At 40.5% G+C, this 24,000-nt stretch carries 24 protein-coding genes, 1 other RNA gene and 1 pseudogene; 17 read left to right on the top strand and 9 right to left on the bottom strand.

The features are described from left to right. Positions 1-46 precede the first annotated feature (46 nt). Positions 47-841, top strand: coding sequence for a type I methionyl aminopeptidase (gene map / locus FTT74_RS05930; protein ID WP_004976729.1), 795 nt, complete (start codon positions 47-49; stop codon positions 839-841). A gap of 223 nt (positions 842-1,064) precedes the next feature. On the opposite strand, the gene FTT74_RS05925 is transcribed toward map, so the two are convergent. After that, entirely contained in the window at positions 1,065-1,964 is a 900-nt protein-coding gene (locus tag FTT74_RS05925) for a LysR substrate-binding domain-containing protein (protein WP_004976726.1), read from the bottom strand. Between the two features lie 74 nt (positions 1,965-2,038). After that, a complete protein-coding gene (locus FTT74_RS05920) occupies positions 2,039-2,467 on the bottom strand; it encodes a guanosine-3',5'-bis(diphosphate) 3'-pyrophosphohydrolase (protein WP_179988730.1) in 429 nt (142 codons plus the stop codon). Between the two features lie 120 nt (positions 2,468-2,587). Between FTT74_RS05920 and FTT74_RS05915 the strand changes: the two genes are divergently transcribed. Continuing rightward, entirely contained in the window at positions 2,588-2,917 is a 330-nt protein-coding gene (locus tag FTT74_RS05915) for a hypothetical protein (protein ID WP_167845971.1), read from the top strand. 94 nt (positions 2,918-3,011) lie between these two features. On the opposite strand, the gene glnG is transcribed toward FTT74_RS05915, so the two are convergent. After that, positions 3,012-4,490, bottom strand: coding sequence for a nitrogen regulation protein NR(I) (glnG, locus tag FTT74_RS05910; RefSeq protein ID WP_096901419.1), 1,479 nt, complete (start codon positions 4,488-4,490; stop codon positions 3,012-3,014). Further along, on the bottom strand, positions 4,477-5,586 hold the full coding sequence (gene glnL, locus FTT74_RS05905) for a nitrogen regulation protein NR(II) (RefSeq protein ID WP_179988731.1): 1,110 nt from the start codon (positions 5,584-5,586) through the stop codon (positions 4,477-4,479). The genes glnG and glnL overlap by 14 nt, the downstream gene beginning before the upstream one ends. Before the next feature lie 350 nt (positions 5,587-5,936). On the opposite strand from glnL, the gene rimO reads away from it, so the two are divergent. From rimO to lpxA, 12 genes are all read left to right on the top strand, one after another. Continuing rightward, positions 5,937-7,280, top strand: coding sequence for a 30S ribosomal protein S12 methylthiotransferase RimO (gene rimO, locus FTT74_RS05900; RefSeq protein ID WP_179988732.1), 1,344 nt, complete (start codon positions 5,937-5,939; stop codon positions 7,278-7,280). Between the two features lie 84 nt (positions 7,281-7,364). Continuing rightward, positions 7,365-8,093: a UMP kinase gene (pyrH, locus tag FTT74_RS05895; protein ID WP_004976712.1), complete on the top strand. Its 729-nt coding sequence runs from the start codon at positions 7,365-7,367 to the stop codon at positions 8,091-8,093. An 88-nt stretch (positions 8,094-8,181) separates the two neighbouring features. Next, the gene (gene frr, locus FTT74_RS05890) at positions 8,182-8,736 is read left to right on the top strand and encodes a ribosome recycling factor (RefSeq protein ID WP_004976711.1); all 555 of its coding nucleotides are present in this window, start codon (positions 8,182-8,184) and stop codon (positions 8,734-8,736) included. 3 nt (positions 8,737-8,739) lie between these two features. Continuing rightward, positions 8,740-9,492 (top strand): polyprenyl diphosphate synthase, encoded by a 753-nt coding sequence (gene uppS, locus FTT74_RS05885; protein WP_004976709.1) that lies wholly within the window; start codon positions 8,740-8,742, stop codon positions 9,490-9,492. A 3-nt stretch (positions 9,493-9,495) separates the two neighbouring features. Then, a complete protein-coding gene (locus FTT74_RS05880) occupies positions 9,496-10,320 on the top strand; it encodes a CDP-archaeol synthase (RefSeq protein WP_136143951.1) in 825 nt (274 codons plus the stop codon). Further along, complete coding sequence (ispC, locus tag FTT74_RS05875; protein WP_179988733.1) at positions 10,321-11,517, top strand: 1-deoxy-D-xylulose-5-phosphate reductoisomerase; 1,197 nt, start codon at positions 10,321-10,323, stop codon at positions 11,515-11,517. Positions 11,518-11,520: 3 nt separating this feature from the next. Continuing rightward, the gene (gene rseP, locus FTT74_RS05870; protein ID WP_179988734.1) at positions 11,521-12,876 is read left to right on the top strand and encodes an RIP metalloprotease RseP; all 1,356 of its coding nucleotides are present in this window, start codon (positions 11,521-11,523) and stop codon (positions 12,874-12,876) included. A gap of 42 nt (positions 12,877-12,918) precedes the next feature. Further along, complete coding sequence (gene bamA / locus FTT74_RS05865; RefSeq protein WP_179988735.1) at positions 12,919-15,459, top strand: outer membrane protein assembly factor BamA; 2,541 nt, start codon at positions 12,919-12,921, stop codon at positions 15,457-15,459. 41 nt (positions 15,460-15,500) lie between these two features. Continuing rightward, positions 15,501-16,001: an OmpH family outer membrane protein gene (locus FTT74_RS05860; protein ID WP_154320776.1), complete on the top strand. Its 501-nt coding sequence runs from the start codon at positions 15,501-15,503 to the stop codon at positions 15,999-16,001. Between the two features lie 3 nt (positions 16,002-16,004). Continuing rightward, a complete protein-coding gene (gene lpxD / locus FTT74_RS05855; RefSeq protein ID WP_179988736.1) occupies positions 16,005-17,075 on the top strand; it encodes a UDP-3-O-(3-hydroxymyristoyl)glucosamine N-acyltransferase in 1,071 nt (356 codons plus the stop codon). Between the two features lie 2 nt (positions 17,076-17,077). Beyond that, a complete protein-coding gene (gene fabZ / locus FTT74_RS05850) occupies positions 17,078-17,566 on the top strand; it encodes a 3-hydroxyacyl-ACP dehydratase FabZ (protein ID WP_004976697.1) in 489 nt (162 codons plus the stop codon). After that, the gene (gene lpxA / locus FTT74_RS05845; protein ID WP_004976696.1) at positions 17,563-18,351 is read left to right on the top strand and encodes an acyl-ACP--UDP-N-acetylglucosamine O-acyltransferase; all 789 of its coding nucleotides are present in this window, start codon (positions 17,563-17,565) and stop codon (positions 18,349-18,351) included. Before fabZ ends, lpxA begins: the two co-directional genes overlap by 4 nt. A 71-nt stretch (positions 18,352-18,422) precedes the next feature. On the opposite strand, the gene FTT74_RS05840 is transcribed toward lpxA, so the two are convergent. Beyond that, a complete protein-coding gene (locus tag FTT74_RS05840) occupies positions 18,423-19,268 on the bottom strand; it encodes a YbgF trimerization domain-containing protein (RefSeq protein ID WP_179988741.1) in 846 nt (281 codons plus the stop codon). Between the two features lie 348 nt (positions 19,269-19,616). Between FTT74_RS05840 and ffs the strand changes: the two genes are divergently transcribed. Continuing rightward, positions 19,617-19,713: signal recognition particle sRNA small type (ffs, locus tag FTT74_RS05835), an RNA gene on the top strand. Between the two features lie 66 nt (positions 19,714-19,779). Here the strand turns inward: ffs and FTT74_RS05830 are convergent. The 4 genes from FTT74_RS05830 to FTT74_RS05815 form a co-directional block, all read right to left on the bottom strand. Beyond that, on the bottom strand, positions 19,780-20,463 hold the full coding sequence (locus FTT74_RS05830; RefSeq protein WP_179988737.1) for a regulatory protein RecX: 684 nt from the start codon (positions 20,461-20,463) through the stop codon (positions 19,780-19,782). Between the two features lie 81 nt (positions 20,464-20,544). Then, a complete protein-coding gene (gene recA / locus FTT74_RS05825; RefSeq protein ID WP_004976691.1) occupies positions 20,545-21,591 on the bottom strand; it encodes a recombinase RecA in 1,047 nt (348 codons plus the stop codon). 144 nt (positions 21,592-21,735) lie between these two features. Further along, entirely contained in the window at positions 21,736-22,176 is a 441-nt protein-coding gene (locus FTT74_RS05820) for an RNA-binding S4 domain-containing protein (RefSeq protein WP_004976690.1), read from the bottom strand. Beyond that, positions 22,169-22,843, bottom strand: a complete 675-nt coding sequence (locus FTT74_RS05815) for an HAD-IA family hydrolase (protein WP_096901429.1) — start codon at positions 22,841-22,843, stop codon at positions 22,169-22,171. Before FTT74_RS05815 ends, FTT74_RS05820 begins: the two co-directional genes overlap by 8 nt. 285 nt (positions 22,844-23,128) lie before the next feature. On the opposite strand from FTT74_RS05815, the gene FTT74_RS05810 reads away from it, so the two are divergent. Next, a complete protein-coding gene (locus FTT74_RS05810; protein ID WP_004976684.1) occupies positions 23,129-23,374 on the top strand; it encodes a hypothetical protein in 246 nt (81 codons plus the stop codon). A 559-nt stretch (positions 23,375-23,933) separates the two neighbouring features. Continuing rightward, a pseudogene (locus tag FTT74_RS13995) lies at positions 23,934-24,000 on the top strand (helix-turn-helix domain-containing protein); the annotation flags it as partial.

Raw genomic sequence — 24,000 nt, 5'->3', positions numbered from 1 at the left:
TTTTAAATAACGGCTATAATCTCAGGCTTCAGGTCAGGAGTTCATCATGCGTGCCCTTAAAGTCAGCATTAAATCAGAGCAAGATATTGAGAAATTACGCATTTCGGGGCGTTTGGCTGCTCAGGTGTTGCAGATGATTGGTGAGCATGTCAAACCCGGAGTCACGACAGAATACTTAGATGATTTGTGTCACGATTATATTGTAAATACCTTAAAAGTCATTCCTGCCAATGTGGGCTATCACGGTTATACCAAAACCACCTGTATTTCACCCAATGAAGTGGTCTGTCATGGTATTCCATCATCCAAAACCATTTTAAAAGATGGCGACATTATTAATATTGATGTGGCAGTGATTAAAGATGGTTTTTATGGTGATACCAGTCGTATGTACTATGTGGGTCAGGTGAAACCAGAAGCGAAAAAACTGGTCGATACCACTTATGAGGCGATGCGCGCAGGGATTCATGCGGTGAAACCGGGCGCGACTTTGGGCGATATTGGCTATGCCATTCAAAGTGTGGCGCATCGTGAAGGGTTTAGCATTGTGCGTGAATATTGCGGACATGGTATTGGGCAGGTGTATCACGAACAACCAAGTGTGCTGCATTATGGTCAGCCTGGACAAGGCTTGGTGCTTAAAAAAGGCATGGTATTTACCATTGAGCCGATGGTGAATGCGGGCAAAGCGCGTGTGAAAGAACTGAAAGATGGCTGGACGGTGGTGACGACAGATAAATCACTTTCTGCACAATGGGAACACATGGTTGCTGTGACTGATACAGGCTTTGAAGTGTTATCGCCGTGGCCAGAAGGTACGGGGAGTTATCCTGAAATTTAATGCACGAATGCTTTCAGGTTAAGACTGATAGATAAAACATCTTAGACTTTAGTTTTAAACTATTTGTTAAAAAATGAACAATCGCTATAATTGAAGTCAAAGATACTTGCTGTAGTTTCTTTGTTTTAGCTTTCTTATTTTAGATTGTAGTTTTCAAAGCTTATCTGTCTTAGATAAGCTTTTTTTTTGCTGTTTCGTATCTGAAATCAAAAGATCCTATGTGCTAACGAATGGTTAGCTTTTCGACCAAATAGTCGATAAATACACGTACAGCAGGTAATAAACCACGGCGTGATGGATAGACGGCATGGAAAATACCATGCGGTGCGTGCCAGTCGGGTAAAACACGAACCAATTCACCCGATGCAACATAATCTTCAACAATCGTGTCAGGCAACAACACAATGCCACAATTTTGTCGTGCCAATTGCGCTAGCATCATTAAATCTGAACCCATGACTGTAGGGTTGACCTTAATTTTTTTCGGTTGCTGTTGTTGATCATGCACAACCATGTATTGATCTAAATGCTCATCCGACATGCTTAAAATTTTATGATGACTTAAATCTTCAGGTTTTTTCAAATCGCCAAATTCATTCAAATAAGCCTGACTGGCAAATAGATGTTGTTCGATGTTGCTGAATTTGCGAATCACCAAACTTGGATCATCATCTAAATTTGAGCGGACACGCAGGGCAATGTCGATCCCTTCGTTGACGATATCGACACGACGGTTGCTGACAATTAGCTGTACTTTAATTTCAGGGTAGGCTTTCAAAAACTCAGGCAAGATTTTGGCAATTTCATTTTGTGCAATTGAAACAGGTAAGCTGACTTTAATTACACCACGCGGTTGAATACTTAGGTGATCGACCAAGTCGTGCGCGGCTTGGGCAGCATTCATCATTACTTGCGCATGCCGATACACATTCATACCAATTTCTGTGACCGCAAAATGACGTGAGCTGCGCTGAATTAAACGCACACCTAAGCGTTCTTCTAGGTTGTGTACGCGTCGGCTAAGTTTGGATTTTGGAATATCGGTGGCGCGTTCTGCTGCACTAAATCCACCATGTTCGACCACTTGGGCAAAACAATAAAAATCATCCAAATCTGTAAGCATGACTAAATTCCATTTATGCAACAATACTTAAATTAAAGTGGCATCGTTGCATGTTGTCAATCTTTAATTGTGCTTTATTGCTGTGCTTTTTGCAGAATCTCTGAAACTTGTCGGTATTCTTCTAAACGGGCTAAATCACGTGCTGTAGGATTGGGAATCCGCGTTAAATTCATGTTGTCTTGCACATCTGCAATTTTTACAGCACAGGCAAGCGGGTTTTGTGCAGTACGCATAGCCGCTTGAACACGAGTTTCATGCGGCAGTTTGGTGAGCGCCTGAATTGCTTGAATAATATGCGTTTGAAATCCTAAATTTTGCAGGTCTTGTGCTGTGGTGTGGGTATCTTCAAGAATGTCGTGCAGTACAGCGACAATTTGCTGATCGGGCTGTTGTAATTGCAACATTACACGTAAGGGATGCAAAATATAAGGCTGACCGCCTTTATCTAGCTGCCCTGTATGTTGTTGTACTGCAAGTGTAATTGCATTTTCTAGAGTTGCCATAAGTATAATTAAAAAAATTTCTATAATTATAAGCCGTGCTTAGCGCAAAATATAGAAATTGCTTGTTATGATGCAAACAGATTTTATGTTTATCTATTTTACTATTGGTGATGCTGCTCTATGCCATATCAACTCATTGAACTGAATACGCCTGCGACTGAAAATTTGCTTTGCCCACATTGCCAACATGCTGTTATTGATTGGGCAGAAGAACAATATATTCAGCCTTGCGAGCATACTTTGTTTGTCGCAATGGATTTGGGTTTTGAATATGCCTCAGATGTATTTGAACAAACCATGCCACGCAGTGTCGATGAAATTCATGCACATGATGATCAGTTGGATATGTGGCAAGAACTGACTTCAAGTCGTTATCCGCAATATTTGATTTATAAAACGGATTTAGGCGTGCAAGGTTTATCTCGCTATGTTGGATTTACCGCGGCTTAATTGCACTTAACTTAGAGAGTCTAAGATATAAAAATAGGGAAATTCAAAAGCTGAATTTCCCTATATTTTGATGGATTAGATATTTTTTCTGCGTTTAGCTCTCCATATCTTCTTCTATTTCATCATCGGCACTGTCCATTCCTAATTCTTTGAGTTTTCGCGTCAAAGTATTACGTCCCCAACCCAATAATTCAGCGGCATGACGTTTACGTCCACGGGTTTGTTGCAGTGCAGCATTAATTAAGGTGCGTTCAAACATTGGAATGGCGATATCCAGAAGTTTCATCTCGCCATTTTTTAACTTTTGTACTGCCCATTGCCCAAGTAATTCATCCCAATGCTGCATAGATACCCGATCTGCCACATGAAGCGCAGAATGTTCGGCTAATTTTTCAATTGGAATTTGCTTGAGTTCGGTTGGTAAATCTTCAGGATAGACCTCACGTCCTGTAATCATCACGGTAAGCCAGCGACAAGTGTTTTCCAATTGGCGCACGTTACCTTGCCACGGCAATTGCTGCATATATTCGACTGTTTCAGGACGCAATATTTTTGGACTCACGCCTAATTCTTTGCCTGCACGTGCCAAAAAGTGCTGTGCCAACATTGGAATATCTTCACTGCGATGCGCCAGTTTAGGAATATGAATCCGAATGACGTTCAGGCGATGATATAAGTCTTCACGGAAGCGTCCATCTTGTACCAGTTTTTCCAAATCCTGATGTGTTGCTGCGACAATCCGTACATCCACTTTGACAGGAATATGTCCACCAACCCGATAAAATTCACCATCTGCCAAGACGCGCAATAAGCGGGTTTGGGTTTCAAAAGGCATATCACCAATTTCATCTAAAAACAAGGTGCCGCCGTTGGCTTGTTCAAAGCGTCCCTGACGTTGTGTATTGGCACCTGTAAATGCACCTTTTTCATGTCCAAAAAGTTCGGTTTCAATCAAATCTTTCGGAATGGCTGCCATATTCAGCGCAATAAATGGTTTGCTGCTACGCGGTGAGTGTCGATGCAGTGCATGCGCCACCAACTCTTTGCCTGTACCTGATTCACCATTAATGAGCACAGTAATGTGTGATTGCGATAAACGACCAATCGCACGAAACACTTCCTGCATGGCAGGCGATTCACCAATAATTTCTGTCGATTGAATTGGCTGCACTGTCGATTTTGCAGATTCTTGCTGTTGTAGTTTGGTGATATGCAAAATTGCACGATTGACTAAAGCAAGTGCTTCATCAATATCAAAAGGCTTGGGTAGGTATTCAAATGCACCTGTTTGATAGCTAGATACTGCCGATTCTAAATCGGAGTGCGCAGTCATAATAATCACAGGCAAGTCGGGATAACTGACTTTGACTTTGCCAAGAAAAGTTAAACCATCAATTCCAGGCATGCGAATATCGGTCAAAATTACATCGGGTGCATCTTGGTTTAACTCATCTAGTGCAGACTGTGCTTCTTCAAAACTGGTGACTTCAAAACCTTCTTCTCTAAAAGTTTTTTCCAGTACCCAGCGCATTGCACGGTCATCATCAATCACCCAAATTTTATTTCGCGACATGACTCGCCTCCCAAGGTAAATATAAGCTAAATATTGTTTTTCCTGGAATGGATTGGCATTCAATCATTCCGTTATGTTGATGCATAATATTTTGTGCGATGCTCAAACCAAGTCCTGTACCGTTTGCGCGTCCAGTCACCAATGGATAAAACACGGATTCTAAAATGTCTTCAGGTACGCCTGGACCGTTATCTTCAATATCAACACGTACGGTAGAACGATTCAGCACACCATTAATGGTAACCAAGCGTTGAATACGAGTTCTTAAAATCAATTCAGGTCGATGCTCGGTAAAGAAATCGGGATGTTCGGTCATGGCTTGTACTGCATTGGCGCAAATATTCAGCATGACTTGAATCAATTGATCGCGGTCTGCCATGACTTCAGGTAAAGAAAGGTCATAATCACGGATAATATTTATTTTGTTTTTAGTTTGATTGACGATCAGGCTGCGCACCCGTTCTAAAGGTTCGTGAATATTGACCAGTTCATAGCTTGGTAGTTGGCGTGAGCCGAGCATGGTATCGGCCAAGTTTCTTAAACGATCTACCTCGCTAATAATAATGTCGGTAAATTCATCATATTTCGGGTCATTTAAACTTCGTGCTAACAGTTGTGTCGCACCACGAATTCCTGCAAGCGGGTTTTTAATTTCATGTGCCACACCACGAATCAGCTGACGTGCGACTTGATGCTGTTGAATAAAGTTTTCTTCTTTGGAAATTTTGAGCATCCGATCAATCGGATTCAATTCAATCAGCAATAAGGGATGATAAGGCTTGCCTGCATTTAACTGTGATGCAGTGTAATCGACATGAATATCTTTAAAATTGACATTAATGGTCGCTTCACGGCGGGTGTAGGGTTGACCAGTTTTGATGGTATTCAGGAAAGCCTCTTGCGTATTGAACTCATCATCAGGCATGTGCAGCAAATTTAAAACGGGTTGCCTCGAAGCGCGAATTAAACTGATATCAAACAATGCTTCACAAGACGAGTTTAAATAAAAAATATTCAGGTCACGATCAACCAGTAAAATTGCGGTGCTGAGGTTATCCACCAAAAGACGATAGTCAATGCTCTGGGTCTGATCCATTCGTGAATGCTTCCTGTATGAAATATTGTGCAAGGGCATTGTCATGTGTCAGCCATGTTCCAAATTTGGATCGAATTGAGGCGAATTAAGCAAAATGCACGCCAACTTTTCGTTTTTAGTGCATTTATCACTGAAGAATCGGAAAAATGCGCAGGAACTGGACTGAATTTTCAAGATATAACGGATAACAGAAACACTGTAAATAAAAAATGCATTAAAATGGTGCAATATTTAAATCATTCAGCCTGAATGGTTGTATTTTGGTGCATTATGCAAAGAGTCGGCTATTTCTCTATTTTTATGCAAAGAAAAGTCATACAATACGCGCATTCTAGTGGAGTGCAGATTCTATGAAATCCCCCAAAGTCGGTTTTGTTTCTTTAGGTTGTCCTAAGGCATTGGTAGATTCCGAACGAATTTTAACTCAGTTAAAAACTGAAGGTTACGATGTTGCATCTGATTATGATGGTGCAGACTTAGTTGTTGTCAATACATGTGGTTTTATTGAATCTGCAGTACAAGAGTCCTTAGACGCGATTGGCGAAGCCATGAATGCCAATGGTCGTGTCATTGTGACAGGTTGCTTGGGTAAAGATGAAGATAAAATTCGTCAAATGCATCCCAACGTATTAAAAGTGACTGGCGCAGCTGCTTATCAGGACGTGATGGAAGCGGTGCATCAATATGTTCCTGAGCCACCAAAACATAATCCATTTATTGATTTGGTACCTGAACAAGGCATTCGTTTGACGCCTAAACATTATGCCTATCTTAAAATTTCAGAAGGCTGTAACCATCGCTGTACTTTCTGCATCATTCCAAGCATGCGTGGCGATTTAGTTTCGCGTCCTGTGGGTTCGGTATTAGAAGAAGCTGCGGCACTGAAACGTGCAGGCGTAAAAGAAGTATTGGTAATTTCTCAAGATACTTCTGCCTACGGCGTAGATACCAAATACAAATTGGACTTTTGGAACGGTCAGCCTCTTAAAACCAAATTCTATGATATGTGTGAAGCCTTAGGGCAATTGGGTATTTGGGTGCGTTTGCACTATGTCTATCCATATCCGCATGTGGATGCTGTAATTGATTTAATGGCACAAGGCAAAATTTTGCCTTATTTGGATATTCCATTCCAACATGCCAGCCCGAAAGTATTAAAGTTGATGAAGCGACCTGCGCACAGCGAAAACACGTTGGAGCGTTTAAAACTTTGGCGTGAAAAATGCCCTGAGCTGGTGATTCGTTCAACCTTTGTGGTGGGTTTTCCAGGCGAAACAGAAGAAGATTTCCAAATTTTGCTCGAGTGGCTAAAAGAAGCGCAATTAGACCGTGTTGGTTGCTTTACTTATTCACCTGTTGAAGGTGCGGCAGCAAACGACTTGCCAGATCATGTGCCAGAAGAAATCAAGCAAGAACGCTATGAGCGTTTTATGCAGGTTCAGCAAGAAATTTCAGCAGCTAAACTGCAAAAACGTATTGGTCAAACCATGACCGTGTTGGTAGATGATTTGGAAGAAGAATTTCCAGTCGCAGTGGCACGTTCTTATGCAGATGCGCCAGAAATTGATGGCAACGTCTTTGTAGAAGATATTGACAAGAGCGTGATTAAAGCAGGTGATTTACTTGAAGTTGAAATTACCGATGCCGATGAATACGACTTATTTGCCAAGCTGATTCAGGTCAAATCTGCATAATGCTTTGCAGATTTGGATTGCTAGCTGTAAGCCATACAAATTGTAAAAAATTAAAGTTTAGAATTTAGAATTGGAGTAATGACAATGTTAGATTCAAAAAAGCCACGTTATGCACGTATCTTGTTGAAACTATCGGGTGAGGCACTTGCGGGTAATAAAGACATGGGGATTGATGCGCAAGTGCTCGATCAAATGTCTTTGGCAATTGCACACTTGGTCGGTTTAGGTGTGCAAGTGGGTATTGTTGTCGGTGGTGGTAACTTATACCGTGGCAGCCAATTACAAAAAGATGGCTTAGTTGGCCGTGTAACAGGCGACCAAATGGGTATGTTGGCAACGGTGATGAACGGTTTAGCCATGCGTGATGCCTTGGTGCGCCGTAACATCAAAACCCGTTTAATGTCTGCATTGCCTATTGGTACAGTGGTTGAGTCTTACTCAAGCCGTGATGCGATTCGTCACCTGACTCAAGGTGAAGTGTGTGTGTTCGTTGCGGGTACAGGCAATCCATTCTTTACCACAGATACAGCAGCATGTTTACGTGGTATCGAAATCGAAGCTAACTTGATCTTAAAAGCGACCAAAGTAGATGGCGTATATAACAAAGATCCAAGCAAATACGAAGATGCGGTGAAATATGACACACTTACATTTGACCAGGTGTTGGATGAAAAATTAGGTGTTATGGATTTAACTGCAATCTGCTTATGCCGCGATCACAATGTGCCGTTGCAAGTTTTTGATATGAATAAAGCAGGTGCATTGCTTTCTGTAGTGATGGGCGAAAAAGAAGGTACTCACGTTACGAACTAATGTACGTGAGCCACAAAGCTCTTTATACTACGGTCTAATTTAACCCTATATTTTGACTCAAATTTTAGAATACAGTAAGGAAGATCTTATGATTAACGATCTTAAAAAAGACAGCGAAGAACGTATGAGCAAGACTTTAGAGTCTTTAGAACATGGTTTTGCCAAAGTACGTACAGGTCGTGCACATCCATCAATTTTAAATGGTGTGATGGTTTCTTACTACGGTTCCGATGTGCCACTTAACCAAGTAGCCAACATTGGTGTAGAAGATTCACGTACCTTATTGGTTCAGCCATTTGAGCGTTCAATGGTGTCTGCAATTGATAAAGCAATTCGTGAGTCAGATTTGGGTCTAAACCCAATCACAGCCGATGCAATTCGTGTACCGCTTGCAGCATTGACTGAAGAAACTCGTCGTGACATGCAAAAAGTTGCGCGTTCTGAAGCAGAAAATGCCAAAGTTGCTATTCGTAACATCCGCCGTGATGTATTGGGCGACATCAAAGCATTATTGAAAGAAAAAGAAATTTCTGAAGATGATGAGCGCCGTGCAGCAGATGACATCCAAAAAATCACAGACAAATACGTTGCAGAAGTAGACAAGCGTCTTGCTGCAAAAGAAGCTGAGTTGATGAAGGTCTAATCAATGACCACATCGGAAGACAGCGCGTCTTTGCCAAAACATGTTGCCATCATTATGGATGGCAACAATCGTTTTGCAAAAAAAAATCAAATGCAAAAAGGGGAAGGACATCGCTCTGGTAAAGATGTACTTGACCCGATTGTTGAACATTGTAGAAAAAAACACATTCAAGCTTTAACCGTTTTTGCTTTTTCGAGTGAAAACTGGAATCGTCCGCAGTTTGAAGTGGATTTACTCATGCAATTGCTGGAAACCACAATTCATGAGCAATTACCACGCATGGAAAAATTCAATATTGCCTTACGTTTTATTGGTGACCGTTCACGTTTGTCGCCGCATTTGCGTGAGTTAATGTTGCATGCCGAACAAAGGACTGCTAATTTCAACAGCATGACACTCACAATTGCCATTAGTTATGGTGGTATGTGGGATATGGCACAAGCTGCAAAACAAATTGCAGCAGATGTTGTGGCGCATAAAATTGATATTGAACAAATAGATACACAACTTTTTGGTCAATATGTCAGTCTTGCAGACCTACCACCTGTCGATCTGTTGATTCGTACAGGTGGCGATTTTAGATTGTCCAACTTTTTACTTTGGCAAGCTGCGTATGCTGAATTGTATTTTACCCAAACCTTGTGGCCTGAATTTAGCATAGAAGAATTTGACGATGCACTGGCAGTATTTGGTGGTCGCGAACGTCGTTTTGGTAAAACTTCTGAGCAAATTCAACAAGAGAAAATTGAGAATTAATACATGTTAGAGCGGATTATTACCGCATTGGTATTGGTTGCTGTGGTGTTGAGTTGTATGTTTGCAACTCAGTCGCACTATCCAATGTTTATGCTGATGATTGTTGCAGCAGGGGTTGCGGGCTATGAGTGGTTCAAACTCATGCCAAGAAAAACTAAATATGTCCTCAAACCTGTGGCTTGGGGCTTTGGTGTATTGACTGCCGCTTTGGCAGCAATGGCACTTTATTTTAGTGATATTGCCTTGTTACTTTGGGCAGCTTCTATTTTGACATGGTTACTCAGTATTTATTGGGTCAAGTCTTATCCAGAATACGATGCATGGTATAACCCAAGCTTAAGTTTTATTGGTTTTATTCTAATTTCTGCTGCGGTCACTGCAATTTTTTCCGTATGGAATAGTTCGCCGTGGTGGTTAATGTACTTGTTCTTGTTGGTTTGGGGTGCAGACTCAGGTGCTTATTTTGTTGGGCGTAAACTGGGCAAGAAAAAACTTGCACCGAATGTCAGTCCAAACAAATCAGTAGAAGGCTTATATGGCGGTGTTTTTACTGCCATGCTAATCGTGATTGTTGTTGAAGTGGTGTATTTAGACCTGACTTTGGCACAACATATTTTATTCCTGATTCTTTCGGTGATTACGGTATTTAGCTCGGTATTGGGCGATTTATTTGAATCCATGATCAAACGCCGTGCAGGTATTAAAGACTCTGGGCGCGTCTTGCCAGGTCATGGTGGTGTGCTAGATCGGATTGATTCTTTGCTTGCAGCAGCTCCAATTTTTGCTGCGGGTATGTATGTTTTAAAACTTATTGGCGTAGATTTATAAATGTCACAAGCTGTTTGTATCTTGGGTGTGACAGGTTCAATTGGACAAAGCACCCTAAAAGTACTGCAACAACATCCAGAGCAGTATTCAGTTTTTGCCGTGACGGCGCACAGCCGAATTCAAGAACTGGTTCAAATATGCAAACAGTACCATCCTAAAATTGTGGTTGTACCTGCGTCAAAAGTTGATGAGTTACAGCAATCACTTGCACAGCAACATATTTCTGAAATTGAAATTCTAAGCGATGAAGCGGGTCTAATCGCAGTTGCCGAACATCCTGAAGTGGATGTGGTAATGGCAGCCATTGTTGGTGCGGCAGGTTTGTTACCTACACTGGCTGCGGTTAAAGCGGGTAAACGCGTATTATTGGCCAATAAAGAAGCTTTGGTGATGTCGGGTGACATCATGATGCAGGCGGCACGTGAACATGGAGCTTTGTTATTGCCTGTAGATTCTGAACATAACGCGATTTTCCAATGTTTGCCTGAACATTATTTACAGGCTGAGCGGAATGGACAACCTAAGTTAGGTGTATCACAAATTTTACTGACTGCTTCGGGCGGCCCATTTTTAAACCACAGCCTAGAAGAACTGCAACACGTTACTCCTGCACAAGCTTGCAAACATCCAAATTGGTCTATGGGACAAAAAATTTCGGTAGATTCTGCAACCTTAATGAACAAAGGTTTGGAATTAATCGAAGCGTGTCATCTTTTTGCAATTTCAGAACACTTTGTTACAGTGGTGGTGCATCCACAGAGTATTATTCATTCCATGGTTCAATATGTGGATGGTTCAACTTTGGCGCAAATGGGTAATCCTGATATGTGTACGCCAATTGCGCATGCTTTGGCGTGGCCGCAGCGTATCCAAACGCATGTTCCGCCTTTAGATTTGTTTGTCAATCATCAGCTTGATTTTCAAGCACCCGATACCACCCGTTTTCCTGCTTTAAGTCTGGCACGTCAAGCCATGCAAGAAGGTGGTTTAGCACCTGCTATTTTAAACGCAGCAAACGAAATTGCAGTTGCAGCATTCTTGCAGCAAAAAATTCGTTTTACCGAAATCGCGACAGTGGTTGAGCATACCCTGAACCAAATACAAAATTCAGCCGCAGAAAGCATTGAACTGATTTTGCAGGCAGACCAAAATGCCCGTGCTGTTGCACAGCATTTTGTGTTGAATAAAGGAAGCTAAAGCATGAGTGCCTTATTTATTGTGGTTGCAGCGATTCTTTTGCTAGGACCTTTAATTGCAATTCATGAGTTTGGGCACTACTTTGTTGCACGTAAATTAGGTGTCAAAGTTTTGGTGTATTCCATCGGCTTTGGACCGACCATTTTAAAATGGACTTCTAAAAAATCGGGGATTCAATATCAGCTTTCGGCATTGCCTTTGGGTGGCTATGTCAAAATGCTAGATGAACGCGAAGAAAGCGTTGCAGAAGAAGACCTACCTTATGCCTTTAACCGTCAGCATCCGTGGAAACGTATTGCGATTGTGGCAGCAGGTCCGTTAATCAACCTGATTTTTGCCATATTATTGTTCTGGCTATTATTTTTACCCTCTCAAGAACAGTTGAATACCCGTGTGGGTAAGGTACTGGCAGATACACCTGCGGCGGCAGCGCAAATGCAAGTAGGTGATAAGATTACCGCCATTGATGGTACGCCTGTGACGACATGGGAAAAGCTGAACTTTGCCTTGGTAGATCGTGTAGGTGAAACAGGCAAGATTCAGGTACAGGCCGAACGTGCAGGTGAAATCAAAACATTTAGCTTACCCATTCAAAATTTCTTAAATGATCAATCCCAATCACCTTTAGATATCTTGGGTTTTACACCGTATCGCCCACAAATTCCTGCAATTGTCAGTAAGTTAAGTGAAGATGGTGCGGCCATTCGTCAAGGTATGCAAGTCGGCGATCAAATTATTGCGATTGATGGCGTCAAAATGAATGACTGGTACGATGTGGTACAAGTTGTTCAAGTATCGCCAGAAAAATTACTGAAAGTAGATGTGCTGCGTAACAATCAAGTACAGCAACTGGAAGTGATGCCGCAAGGCAAACGTGACAATATGGGCAATGTTTCGGGTGTATTGGGTGTGCAAAGTGATCCTGGAAAAATTGTCATTCCAGAAGATTTTAAGCAAACCATTCAATACAGCCCGAGTGAAGCTTTATTTATGGCGGTAGATAAAACAGGTCAGCTGTCTAGCATGATTCTGAATTCTATTGTCAAAATGGTACGTGGTTTAATTGGTTTAGATAACTTATCAGGCCCAATTACTATTGCCAAAGTCGCAGGGCAAAGTGCGGAAATGGGGTGGCAAACTTTTATTTCCTTTATGGCACTTATGAGCGTAAGCTTAGGAATTCTAAATTTATTGCCAATTCCAATGTTGGATGGCGGGCATTTAGTTTATTATTTTATCGAGCTGATTCGTGGAAAACCTGTTTCTGAACAAATACAATTAGTTGGTTTAAAAATTGGTATGGTACTGCTTGGAAGTATGATGCTCCTTGCATTATTTAATGACATTATGCGTTTATAACAACGTAGATACGAAATAAATTTAACACTGGAAAAGACTGGCATGCAGCACACACATTTATTTATGCCCTTGGCACTGGTTAGTGCAATGGCGGCAACACAACAAGTATATGCAGCAGATGAATTTATTGCGCGAGATATAAAAATAGATGGTCTTGTTCGTTTAACGCCAGCCAATGTCTATGGAATGATTCCAGTGAATAGTGGTGATCGTGTCAATGAAGCAGTGTTGGCCAATGCGATTCGTTCACTCTATGCCACAGGTTTGTTTGATGACATTCAGGCCAGTCGTGAAGCCGACACTTTAGTGTTTAAAGTGGTTGAGCGCCCAATCATTTCTAAGGTTGAATTTAAAGGCAATAAACTGATTCCAAAAGAAGCGTTGGAAGATGGTTTAAAGAAAATGGGTGTGGCTGAAGGTGAAGTACTGAAAAAGTCAGCACTACAAACTTTAGAATCTGAACTTGAACAGCAGTATATGCAGCAAGGTCGTTATGATGCGGATGTACGTGTCATTACCACAGCACGTCCAAATAACCGTGTAGATTTAACTGTAGAGTTTGTTGAAGGCAAAGCTGCCAAAGTGGTAGATATCAACATCATTGGTAATACGGTATTTAAAGAAAGCGACATTAAGCAGGCGTTTGCAGTTAAAGAAAGTAGCTGGAGTTCGATTGTTACCCGTAATGACCGCTATGCACGCGAAAAAATGGCAGCAAGCTTGGAAGCATTACGTGCGTTATATCTTAATAAAGGTTATATCAACTTCAATATCACTAACTCTAGCTTGAATTTGAGCGAAGACAAAAAGCATATTTTTGTTGAAGTTTCGGTGGATGAAGGTGAGCAATTCAAGTTTGGCGAAAGCAAGTTCTTGGGCGATGCTTTATACAAACCAGAAGAACTTACGGCACTGAAAATTTATAAAGATGGTGAAACCTATTCACAAGAAAAAGTGAATGCGGTGAAACAATTGTTGCTGCGTAAATATGGTAATGCAGGCTATTACTATGCCGAAGTGAATATTGTTCCGCAAATTGACAAAGAAACTAAACTGGTAGATTTAAACTACTACATCAACCCAGGTCAGCAAGTTACAGTGCGTCGTATTAACTTCGCTGGTAACAGTAAAACCGCCGATGAAGTACTGCGTCGTGAAATGCGTCAAATGGAAGGCGCATTGGCAAGCAATGAAAAAATTGATTTGTCTAAAGTCCGTTTAGAGCGTACAGGTTTCTTTAAAACCGTTGATGTCAAGCCTGTGCGTATTCCAAATGTGCCAGACCAAATTGACTTAAATGTAAATGTAGAAGAACAGCACTCAGGTACCAGTACTTTAGCGGTAGGTTTCTCGCAAAGCGGTGGTGTGACGTTCCAAGCTGGTTTAAGCCAAACTAACTTCTTAGGTACGGGTAATTCGGTTTCGATTGATTTATCACGTTCTGAAACACAAGATTACTATAACCTGAGTGTGACTGATCCATACTTCACGATTGATGGTGTGCGTCGTGGTTACAACATGTACTACCGTAAAACCAAGTTAGATGATAACTATAACGTTAACAACTATGTGACTGACAGTTTAGGTGGTGGAATTAACTTCGGTTACCCAATTGATGAAAACCAAAGCATTAGTGCAGGTTTAAACATTGATCAGACCGAAGTAACCACAGGTCCTTATGTTTCGACTTATGTTCGAGACTATTTGTTGGCTAATGGAGGATCTCATACCAGCATAAGTCAATACTGTACTAATGGTACATGGAAATTCAATGAAGCTACTAAATCAAATGATTGTGTGGATGAAAATGATAATGTTTTACCAACTACTCCGTACCAAGATAAGTTTAAAGGCGATTTTTTAACCTATAATTTAAATTTAGGCTGGTCATATAATACCTTAAACCGTCCAATTTTCCCAACCAATGGTATGTCACACCGTGTGAATGCTGAAATTGCCTTACCAGGCAGTGATGTCGAGTTCCAAAAAGTGACCTATGATGCACAGGCATATTTCCCATTAGGTCAAGACTTTGTTTTACGTGGCTACGGTAAGTTAGGTTTTGGTAATGATTTACCGTTCTATAAAAACTTCTATGCAGGTGGTTATGGCTCGGTACGTGGTTATGATAATAGTACTTTGGGACCTAAATATCCTGGAGTTGAGTTCCAAGAGCGCATGAACATCGATCCTTTGCGCAATAAGCAAGACCCTTCTTTTGAGGAAGTGGGTGGTAATGCTTTAGTACAGTTTGGTACGGAACTGGCTTTACCTGTACCATTTAAAGGGGATTGGACACGTCAAGTTCGCCCAGTGATTTTTGCAGAAGGTGCACAAGTTTTTGATACGCAGTGTGATGTTCCACATGGTAATTTAACTATTAATGGTGTGGATATCGATGCTAAAAAGTACTGTAAAGACAACTACGGCTTTGACTTCGGTGAAGTGCGTTATAGCGTGGGTGTAGGCTTTACTTGGATCACCATGATTGGTCCATTATCACTCAGTTATGCATATCCGTTAAATGATAAACAAGGCGATGACACTAAAAATATCCAATTCGAAATTGGTCGTACTTTCTAAGTATGACCACTTTTTGGGTAGCATAAATACAGGATAGAAATATGAAAAAAACAATATTGAGTTTGGCATTGTTGGGTTTATCTACAATGGCTGCAGTAGCACATGCTGCAGGCTATGGTGTAGTAAGTTTAGAGCGTGTTGTAGAAAATAGCAGTTATTTAAAACAGCAAAATTTGGCGTTACAGCAGTCGATCAAACCACAAACCAGCAAACTTGAGCAATTGGCAAAAGAATTAGAAGCTATGCAGCAGCGTGCGCAGCAATCTAATAATTTATCTGATGCTGAAAAGCAAAAAATGAATACTCAGTTTCAAGCGAAATTGAAAGAATTTAATGGTTTGCAACAAGTAGTGCAAACTCGTGTTCAGTCAGAATTGCACAAAATTAACGATGGTTTTGAAACTCGTTTAAAGCAAGTTGCTGAACAATTGCGTAAAGAAAATGGTTTAGATGTGGTTTTGAATAAAAACTCAGCACTTGCCTATGACCCGAAGTATGATTTAACTGATAAAATGATCCAAAAGGTCAACGTACTTAAATAATCAATGAGTTCCCAATATTATCGCTTAGAAGAAATTGCTAGTTTAGTTCAAGGTCAATACATTGGACAAGCCGACTTACGTTTGCAAGGTTTGGCAAGCCTTGAGTCTGCTCAGGCGCATCAACTTGCATTCGTGAATGGCGATAAATATTTAGCGCAAGCACGTAGCTCCCAAGCGGGAGCTTTCATTGTGACAGCTTCACTACAAGCCGAGTTAGACAATCATCACAACTTTATTGTGGTCGATAATCCATATCTGGCTTTTGCGATTCTGACCCATGTATTTGAGCGTAAGCATACGCAACGTGGTATAGAAAGCACAGCCCAAATTCATCCATCAGCCATCATCGCCGATAGTGCCTATATTGGTCATTACGTCGTGATTGGTGAAAATTGCGTGGTGGGTGACAATACGATTGTACAATCGCACTGTAAAATTGATGACTTTGTCGAAATTGGTCAACAGTGTTTTATTGATTCACATGTGACGCTAACAGGCGAAGCCAAGCTTGGGCATCGCGTGCGTATACACGCCAATACCGTAATTGGTAGTGAAGGCTTTGGCTTTGCACCTTATCAAGGCAAATGGCACCGTATTGCACAGCTGGGTTCGGTGATTATTGGTAATGACGTTCGTATTGGCTCGAATTGCAGCGTAGATCGCGGTGCACTAAATGATACAATTTTGGAAGATGGTGTCATTATTGATAACCTTGTGCAAATCGCACATAACGTCAAATTAGGTGCTCATACGGCTATTGCAGCAAAAACAGCCGTGGCTGGAAGTGTGACAATTGGCAAAAACTGTATCATTGGTGGTGGAAGTGCAATTTCAGGGCACTTAAATATTACCGATAATGTGACTTTGACAGGAATGTCAATGGTCACAAATAATATTTCTGAATCAGGAAAATATTCGTCAGGTATTGGCTTATTTGAAAATCAAAAGTGGAAACGTACTGTTGTGCGCCTCAGACAATTAGCAGATGTGCCATTGACCCAATTGGTAAAAAGACTTGATGATATGCAATCTCAAATTGAGTTCCTTGAATCAACTTTTAAATTGCGTAAATAATTATGATGACTGAGTCGAATTCTAGCACCTTCACTAAACCTGAATTGCCAATGCACATTCAAACCATTCGTGAATATTTACCCCATCGCTATCCGTTTTTATTAGTAGACCGTATTGTAGAAGTCACTGATAACGGTATCGTGGGTTATAAAAACGTATCTATCAATGAAGAATTCTTGCAAGGACACTTCCCGAATTATCCGATCATGCCGGGTGTTTTAATCGTTGAAGCGATGGCACAAGTGTCGGGTATTTTAGGTTTTATCATGAATAATGAGAAACCGAGCGCAGGTTCTTTGTTCCTTTTTGCAGGCGCAGAAAAAGTTCGATTTAAAAAACAAGTCGTTGCAGGCGATCAACTTGTATTAAAATCTGAATTAGTTATGCAAAAACGAGGCATTTACAAATATAATTGTATCGCCACCGTTGATGGCGTCGTCGCAGCAACCGCGGAAATTATGGTTTCGCATCAGAAAACAGAGCAAGCATGAGCAATAACCCACTCATTCACCCAACCGCTATTATTGACTCATCTGCAGTAATCGCTTCAGATGTCACGATTGGTCCATACTGTATTATTGGCCCAAATGTAACGATTGGTGAGGGTACAAAACTTCATTCGCATGTGGTGATTGGTGGTTACACCCGTATTGGTCAGCACAATGAAATTTTCCAGTTCGCCAGCGTAGGTGAGGTCTGTCAGGACTTAAAATATGCAGGTGAGGAAACTTGGCTAGAAATTGGTGATCACAACAAAATTCGTGAACACTGCAGTTTGCATCGTGGTACGGTGCAAGACAATAGCCTGACCAAAATTGGTAGTCACAACTTACTTATGGTCAATACGCATATCGCACATGACTGTATGGTGGGTGATCACAATATTTTTGCCAATAACGTGGGTGTGGCAGGTCATGTGCATGTTGGGGATTATGTGGTTGTCGGTGGAAACTCTGGTATTCACCAATTCTGTAAAATTGACTCTTATAGCATGATTGGTGGTGCATCGCTCATTCTTAAAGATGTGCCTGCGTATGTCATGGTTTCTGGTAATCCTGCACATGCATTTGCAATGAATGTGGAAGGAATGCGTCGTAAAGGCTGGTCGAAGGATGTGATTCAAGGTCTTCGTGAAGCCTTTAAACTCATTTACAAATCTGGATTAACCACTGAGCAAGCCATTCAGCAAATTCGCATTGATATTTTGCCAAATGTGGCAGAAGCGCAGCGTTTAATTGATTCTTTAGAGCAATCTGAACGTGGTATTGTGCGTTAAGGTTTGAGTTTACCGAATGCGGCAAGCTTCAGAATATTAAAAGACATCCTCGGATGTCTTTTTTTATTGGCTTATTTAAAGAATCTTGCTTCTTCAGACTTTGGATATTGGCTCAGAATTTTACTTTTGTATTGCGCTGCTAAAGTAGGTTTGTGATCTACATCTTGCGCAATACTATATAAACGATATAGGGCACTTGATGCTTTTGCAGATTGAGGGTACTTTGTTGCTACAATTTCAAAATTCTTTTTGGCTTCGGTGTAATTGGTCGGTTCAATCGCTAAATTAAACTCAGCTAACCAAAAATACGCATTGCTGATATACACACTGTTTGGGTGGTTTTTAATAAAGTTTTGCATAGGTGCAATCGCTTTTTTGGCACCACCTTGTTTATAGGCATCCAATGCAACAGTATAGGCTGCTTTTTCCAGCTCAATATTGGTATTTAAACCTTGAGCTGTTGGACTCACATGCGTTGTATTTTGCACAGATTGCGTGGCATTGTTGTTTAACTGGTTGTTGCTGGCGCTGGGTGCAGTATCTTTTTGGTTATCCTCCTCAGCGGCAGGAGCAGATTCAGGGTCTATTTTTTGTTGGAGCAGTTCTAGACGTTGATCTAAATCGGTATAGCGATTTTGCAATTCATGTTTGAGCTGCGCAATTTCATTGTCTTGTTCTTCAATTTTGCCACGTAACTGGCGGATGTCATTTTCAAGTTGCTGATTTTTTTGCATCAACTGCCAATTGATATTGGTGGGTACATTGGCAGTTGCCATATTACTCGTTGCAATCGCAGGGCTATTGGCATAGCCAGCACTGCTTTGGCTGAGGTTGTGGCTTTCAATTGGAATATTGGCAAATACAGACGTTGAGCACAGTAGGGCAAGAGCACAAAGTGCATGCTTTTTTAGCATAATTGAATATCCATCTTAATCTTGTATAAGTGAGTCCTTGTAAGCGTATTGGACTCAACCTGTTGATTTGGTCATTTTCCACATTTAAAACGTCCGCGCGTGGAATTGCAATAAGCTTTTACAAACTTATCATCAATCTCAGCGCAATATGGGTAAATCTAGGATTTAAATCTCAAAATAATTTTATGATGGTTTAGTTAGACTAAGTTTTGAATTTTAAGTGAGGTTATTCTATAAATGTCTTCAATTGTTTTTAAAATAATCAATTGGATAGCATTATAAAAGGAAATACAGAACAACGCTTGCAAGTTTGTTAAAAATCTCTATACTCTGTTTTTGCAATGGTAGCCCTGCTGGTTACTTCGCAATTGTACTCTACGAACCCCGTCAGGACCGGAAGGTAGCAGCGGTAGTGGAACTATGATGTGCCGAAGGCTTGCTGGTAGGGTTGCCACCAGTTTTGAAATAATAATTCTATTTATCTTCTACTTATTTTGATCTTATATCCACTATTTTAAAAATCCTGCTCTTTCCTACGAATTGCTTTCATAATCGCATCCATATCAAAGCCCCGATACTGTAAAAAACGAATTTGTTTGGCTTTAAGTTTTGGCTCGTTTGCGACTTCTGTGCCGAATTTTTTCACTTTCAGTTGATAGGCTTGTTCTGCCCAATCAGTTTCTTTAAGTTCTTCTGAAATTAAACTGCTATCCACTTTTTTGTTTTTAAGTGCCATTTTAATGCGATTTGGCCCTTTACCTTGGCGCTTTTGGCTAGCCAGTAACATTTCTGCAAGACGCTGATCACTCTGATAATTTTCGCGTGCCAGTTCATTGACTAATTCAATCACTTCATCACGGTTTTCTGCATATAAAGCCAATTTTTCAATTAAGTCATTTTTAGAATATTCTTTACGAGTTAAGACAGCGAAGGCATAGCTACGTAGACGAGAACCTGTCAGTCCTGGGCGTTTGCTTTGCTGTTCGTCAGGGTCTTCAATGTATTCTTGATCATCAATGGCATCTGTATAAGCAGGGTATTGTTTATTAATGTTAGGCGCAGAATTTGAGACAAAATGCAGGGCAGATGTTGTTTCTGAATATGCCTGCTTAGTTTGGCTGCATGATTGCTCATCTTCGCCAAATTGTTGTTTTAGCGCAGCATAATCAATCAGTTTGGGGAATTTATTTTCAGACATGGTAATGCTTCCATATACAATAAAACGCTCCGTAGAGCGTTCTATTTAATTCAGTTTGTTGTGTTCATCTTAGCGCATGCTTTAAACATCAAGTAAGTCGAATTCTTCTTCGTCTTTATCTTCTACAGGTGCAGCTTGACCTGTCGTGAGTAGTTGTTCACGAATAATCGCTTCGATGCCTTTAGCAAGCTCTGGATGTTCTTCAAGATGGCGAATGGTGTTGTTTTTACCTTGACCAATTTTATCGCCTTGATAAGAATACCAAGCACCAGCTTTTTGCACGATATTTTGTTGAACAGCTAAATCGACCAGCTCGCCCAAATGGTTAACACCTTTACCGTAAAGAATTTGGAACAATGCTTCTTTAAATGGAGGTGCCATTTTGTTTTTCACAACTTTGACTTTGGTTTCAGAACCAATAATCTCGTCACCTTCTTTCACTTGACCTACACGGCGAATATCTAAACGAACAGAAGCATAAAACTTCAATGCGTTACCACCAGTTGTGGTTTCTGGGCTACCAAACATTACACCAATTTTCATACGAATTTGGTTAATGAAGATCACCATACAGTTCGAGCGTTTGGCATTACCTGTGATTTTACGCAAGGCTTGGCTCATTAAGCGTGCTTGTAAGCCCATGTGTGAGTCACCCATTTCGCCTTCAATTTCGGCACGTGGGGTTAAGGCAGCTACGGAGTCGACCACAATCATGTCGATTGCGCCAGAGCGTACCAACATATCGGCAATTTCAAGGGCTTGTTCACCGTTGTCTGGTTGCGATACTAAAAGATTGTCAATATCTACACCAAGTTTACGTGCATATTGAGGATCAAGCGCGTGTTCGGCATCAATAAAGGCACAAGTTCCACCAGCTTTTTGACATTCTGCAATGGCTTGCAAGGTCATAGTCGTTTTACCTGATGATTCAGGGCCGTAAATTTCAATGATACGACCTTTAGGTAAGCCACCAATACCCAATGCAATATCTAGGGTCAATGAGCCTGTAGATACGGCTTCTACCGCTTGCACAGTGTTGTCACCAAGACGCATGACTGTGTTCTTACCAAATTGTTTTTCAATCTGGCTTAACGCAGCGTTTAACGCCTTGCTTTTATTCTCATCCATCTTACAACCTCAATACGATGTCACGAAACAATATACTCAAGTGGATGCATTTACTTAAATCTTTTCCACATGCAATATAGTGACAGAATTTGTCCTGTAGTTCTATTTATATCACGGGCTGTGCGACAGCCTGTGACGCTCTATTTAATCATCATTATATGACCAAAATTGGTCAAATTGCTGATCATTCTCTTGTTTAAATTTGCTGATGTCACGACGGTCTTTTTTACTTGGTCGATGATCAGGTCGTGCTAGATTATGCAACTTTCTTTGGGTCGCAATCAATTCCCTGCGTGCAATACTCACTTCAGTTTCTTCATAAAGTTGCTGAGCGACAGGGGCAGGGCCGCGTACGCCGGATAATGCCTTGACCAATACGGTTTTCTTATCAAAACCTTGTTGAATGGTCAGCTCAGTTCCCACACGAATTTCTTTGGAAACTTTAACGCGCTCGCCATTGTGATGTACTTTGCCGCCTTCAATGGCAGCTTTTGCAATAGAGCGGGTCTTGAAAAAACGTGCAGCCCATAGCCATTTATCAATTCGGATCGTTTCAATGGCTTCGTGGGACGAAGTTTTAGGCATATTTTTGAGTGTCCTCAAATTGTTCTAAGACAGGAATTAAATCTGTTAATTGGTGCAACATAGGGTAATTACAAGTCTGACGCGTAGGTTTTGCTGAGGATGGCTGGGCAATACTATATAAGTGTCCAATCCCAAAGGCTTTAGCACCATTAAGCACCTTTTCGGTGTCATCTATAAAATAGCAATCTTCAGGATTAAATGCATGTTGTTGTTGCAATGTTTGCCAAAATTCAACGCGCTCTTTGGCATAACCAATACTTTCAGAACTAACAATCACTTCAAAATACTTTGCTAAACCTGTATGTGCTAATTTAAAGTCTAAACCTGCACAATCGGCATTGGTGGTGAGCCAAATGTGATAGCCATTATTTTTTAAATATTCCAGTAATTCGATAGCTTGTGGACGCAACGTGACTTGATCTTTATATTCAAGTTGCATCGCAAGCATATCTACACCCACTTTAGCCGTCCAAAAACGTGAGGAATACCACTCTAAGGTGTGGCTATGCGCTTGATAAAAATCGTATAAAATTTCTTTGCTGCGCTCTAAAGAACAGGCGTGTAATTCTGCATAGCGAATAGGCAGTTGTTCATTCCAAATAAAATCATCATAAGCGAGATCTAACAGCGTTCCGTCCATGTCAAACATGATGATATTTTTGTGCATTTAGACATCCTAAACCATTAAGCAATTGCCAAAAGGCAAATAAAACTGGCTCATTTAAACATGCTTGAGGCATAACTCAAAATACTGTCTGATTATTCGCCAAATTGTGCTAGGCTAAATAAATAAGCACTGTACATGCGTTGCATATAAATTAGGTGAGATGGGGCAGTTGTAAAAAGTAACTGTAGCGTTCACAAAAACAATTTTTTTGACATATTTCTGTATTTGTTTGTCTGTACAAGCATAGAAATTGAATAGTAAATTTTTTAAATTAGGGAGCTAGTAATGGCTGAACAACAGTATTTAGATTTAAAACACTTAGATAAACAACTCGATGAGTTTGAGAAAAAGAAGAAAAAAATTAAGAAAATGCGTATCGGCTATAAATTATTTGCGCATTTAATGGGCGATGAAAAATTCGCCCATCATGTTTCAGAGTCGGCATTAAACCCAGATAAACGTAGTTATCGTAAAGTCAAAATTAAAATCACCTCAGATGAGGGAGAGTTAACTTTTCTAGAAAAGGATTGATTAATTTTTTGATTTAAAATTCTAGTGATTTTGATTATGTATACAAATTTGTGTACCTTTAAATCTGGCCCGATTGATGCAGATCGGGCTTTTTTATACCTTAATTCTATGAATGGTTCAACCTGAATTAGAATCCTTTTATAAGTCGAAATTTGATCATAAATGATCAGTAAAATTAGTATTGAAAGTCCCTTCTTTTACGCCATGTATTGCTCAGGATGAGGAGTATATTCCGCAAGTGGATGAGGGGGTTCTTATAAAAAACCTCTCCCTGAGGAGCATGCTCCGCAAGTCTCCTAAAAGGAAAGGGAATTTCCTTTGCAGTGATTCAAAAATGATTTAAGAAAGAATCTTTTTAAATAAAATGCATCAAGTTGTCATAATCTGCACTTAAGCTATTCAGCAAACTCAGTAAAATGTAATAGGTCGTGTTTAGTCTATTTCAGTATAAGTTCTGTGTATAAATGTGGCAAGGTGCGCTCAAATGTTACGCTTTAACTAAGTTGACAAAAATAACTAATCATGCGAAAAAGTTTTTTTAGTTAACAGATGTTCACACATGCCTCGAATTGTTTCTGTACCACTTAGTTTAGAACAGCGAGAACGACTCATTTTTCTGGCCAAGC

Source organism: Acinetobacter sp. YH01007, from assembly GCF_013420425.1.
GTDB lineage: Bacteria > Pseudomonadota > Gammaproteobacteria > Pseudomonadales > Moraxellaceae > Acinetobacter > Acinetobacter towneri.
Note: the sequence above shows the minus strand (reverse complement) of the source record. Positions and strands in the feature narration are given on the sequence as shown.

Excerpts from the sequence above, each read along its gene's own strand:
- FTT74_RS05880 (WP_136143951.1), top strand. The coding sequence starts at position 9,496 with ATGTTAGAGCGGATTATTACCGCATTGGTATTGGTTGCTGTGGTGTTG.
- pyrH (WP_004976712.1), top strand. The coding sequence starts at position 7,365 with ATGTTAGATTCAAAAAAGCCACGTTATGCACGTATCTTGTTGAAACTA.
- map (WP_004976729.1), top strand. The coding sequence starts at position 47 with ATGCGTGCCCTTAAAGTCAGCATTAAATCAGAGCAAGATATTGAGAAA.
- FTT74_RS05920 (WP_179988730.1), bottom strand. The coding sequence starts at position 2,467 with ATGGCAACTCTAGAAAATGCAATTACACTTGCAGTACAACAACATACA.
- frr (WP_004976711.1), top strand. The coding sequence starts at position 8,182 with ATGATTAACGATCTTAAAAAAGACAGCGAAGAACGTATGAGCAAGACT.
- FTT74_RS05820 (WP_004976690.1), bottom strand. The coding sequence starts at position 22,176 with ATGCCTAAAACTTCGTCCCACGAAGCCATTGAAACGATCCGAATTGAT.
- rimO (WP_179988732.1), top strand. The coding sequence starts at position 5,937 with ATGAAATCCCCCAAAGTCGGTTTTGTTTCTTTAGGTTGTCCTAAGGCA.
- glnL (WP_179988731.1), bottom strand. The coding sequence starts at position 5,586 with ATGGATCAGACCCAGAGCATTGACTATCGTCTTTTGGTGGATAACCTC.
- FTT74_RS05860 (WP_154320776.1), top strand. The coding sequence starts at position 15,501 with ATGAAAAAAACAATATTGAGTTTGGCATTGTTGGGTTTATCTACAATG.
- FTT74_RS05915 (WP_167845971.1), top strand. The coding sequence starts at position 2,588 with ATGCCATATCAACTCATTGAACTGAATACGCCTGCGACTGAAAATTTG.
- glnG (WP_096901419.1), bottom strand. The coding sequence starts at position 4,490 with ATGTCGCGAAATAAAATTTGGGTGATTGATGATGACCGTGCAATGCGC.
- lpxD (WP_179988736.1), top strand. The coding sequence starts at position 16,005 with ATGAGTTCCCAATATTATCGCTTAGAAGAAATTGCTAGTTTAGTTCAA.
- fabZ (WP_004976697.1), top strand. The coding sequence starts at position 17,078 with ATGATGACTGAGTCGAATTCTAGCACCTTCACTAAACCTGAATTGCCA.
- uppS (WP_004976709.1), top strand. The coding sequence starts at position 8,740 with ATGACCACATCGGAAGACAGCGCGTCTTTGCCAAAACATGTTGCCATC.
- bamA (WP_179988735.1), top strand. The coding sequence starts at position 12,919 with ATGCAGCACACACATTTATTTATGCCCTTGGCACTGGTTAGTGCAATG.
- recA (WP_004976691.1), bottom strand. The coding sequence starts at position 21,591 with ATGGATGAGAATAAAAGCAAGGCGTTAAACGCTGCGTTAAGCCAGATT.
- lpxA (WP_004976696.1), top strand. The coding sequence starts at position 17,563 with ATGAGCAATAACCCACTCATTCACCCAACCGCTATTATTGACTCATCT.
- ispC (WP_179988733.1), top strand. The coding sequence starts at position 10,321 with ATGTCACAAGCTGTTTGTATCTTGGGTGTGACAGGTTCAATTGGACAA.
- FTT74_RS05810 (WP_004976684.1), top strand. The coding sequence starts at position 23,129 with ATGGCTGAACAACAGTATTTAGATTTAAAACACTTAGATAAACAACTC.
- FTT74_RS05815 (WP_096901429.1), bottom strand. The coding sequence starts at position 22,843 with ATGCACAAAAATATCATCATGTTTGACATGGACGGAACGCTGTTAGAT.
- FTT74_RS05925 (WP_004976726.1), bottom strand. The coding sequence starts at position 1,964 with ATGCTTACAGATTTGGATGATTTTTATTGTTTTGCCCAAGTGGTCGAA.
- FTT74_RS05830 (WP_179988737.1), bottom strand. The coding sequence starts at position 20,463 with ATGTCTGAAAATAAATTCCCCAAACTGATTGATTATGCTGCGCTAAAA.
- rseP (WP_179988734.1), top strand. The coding sequence starts at position 11,521 with ATGAGTGCCTTATTTATTGTGGTTGCAGCGATTCTTTTGCTAGGACCT.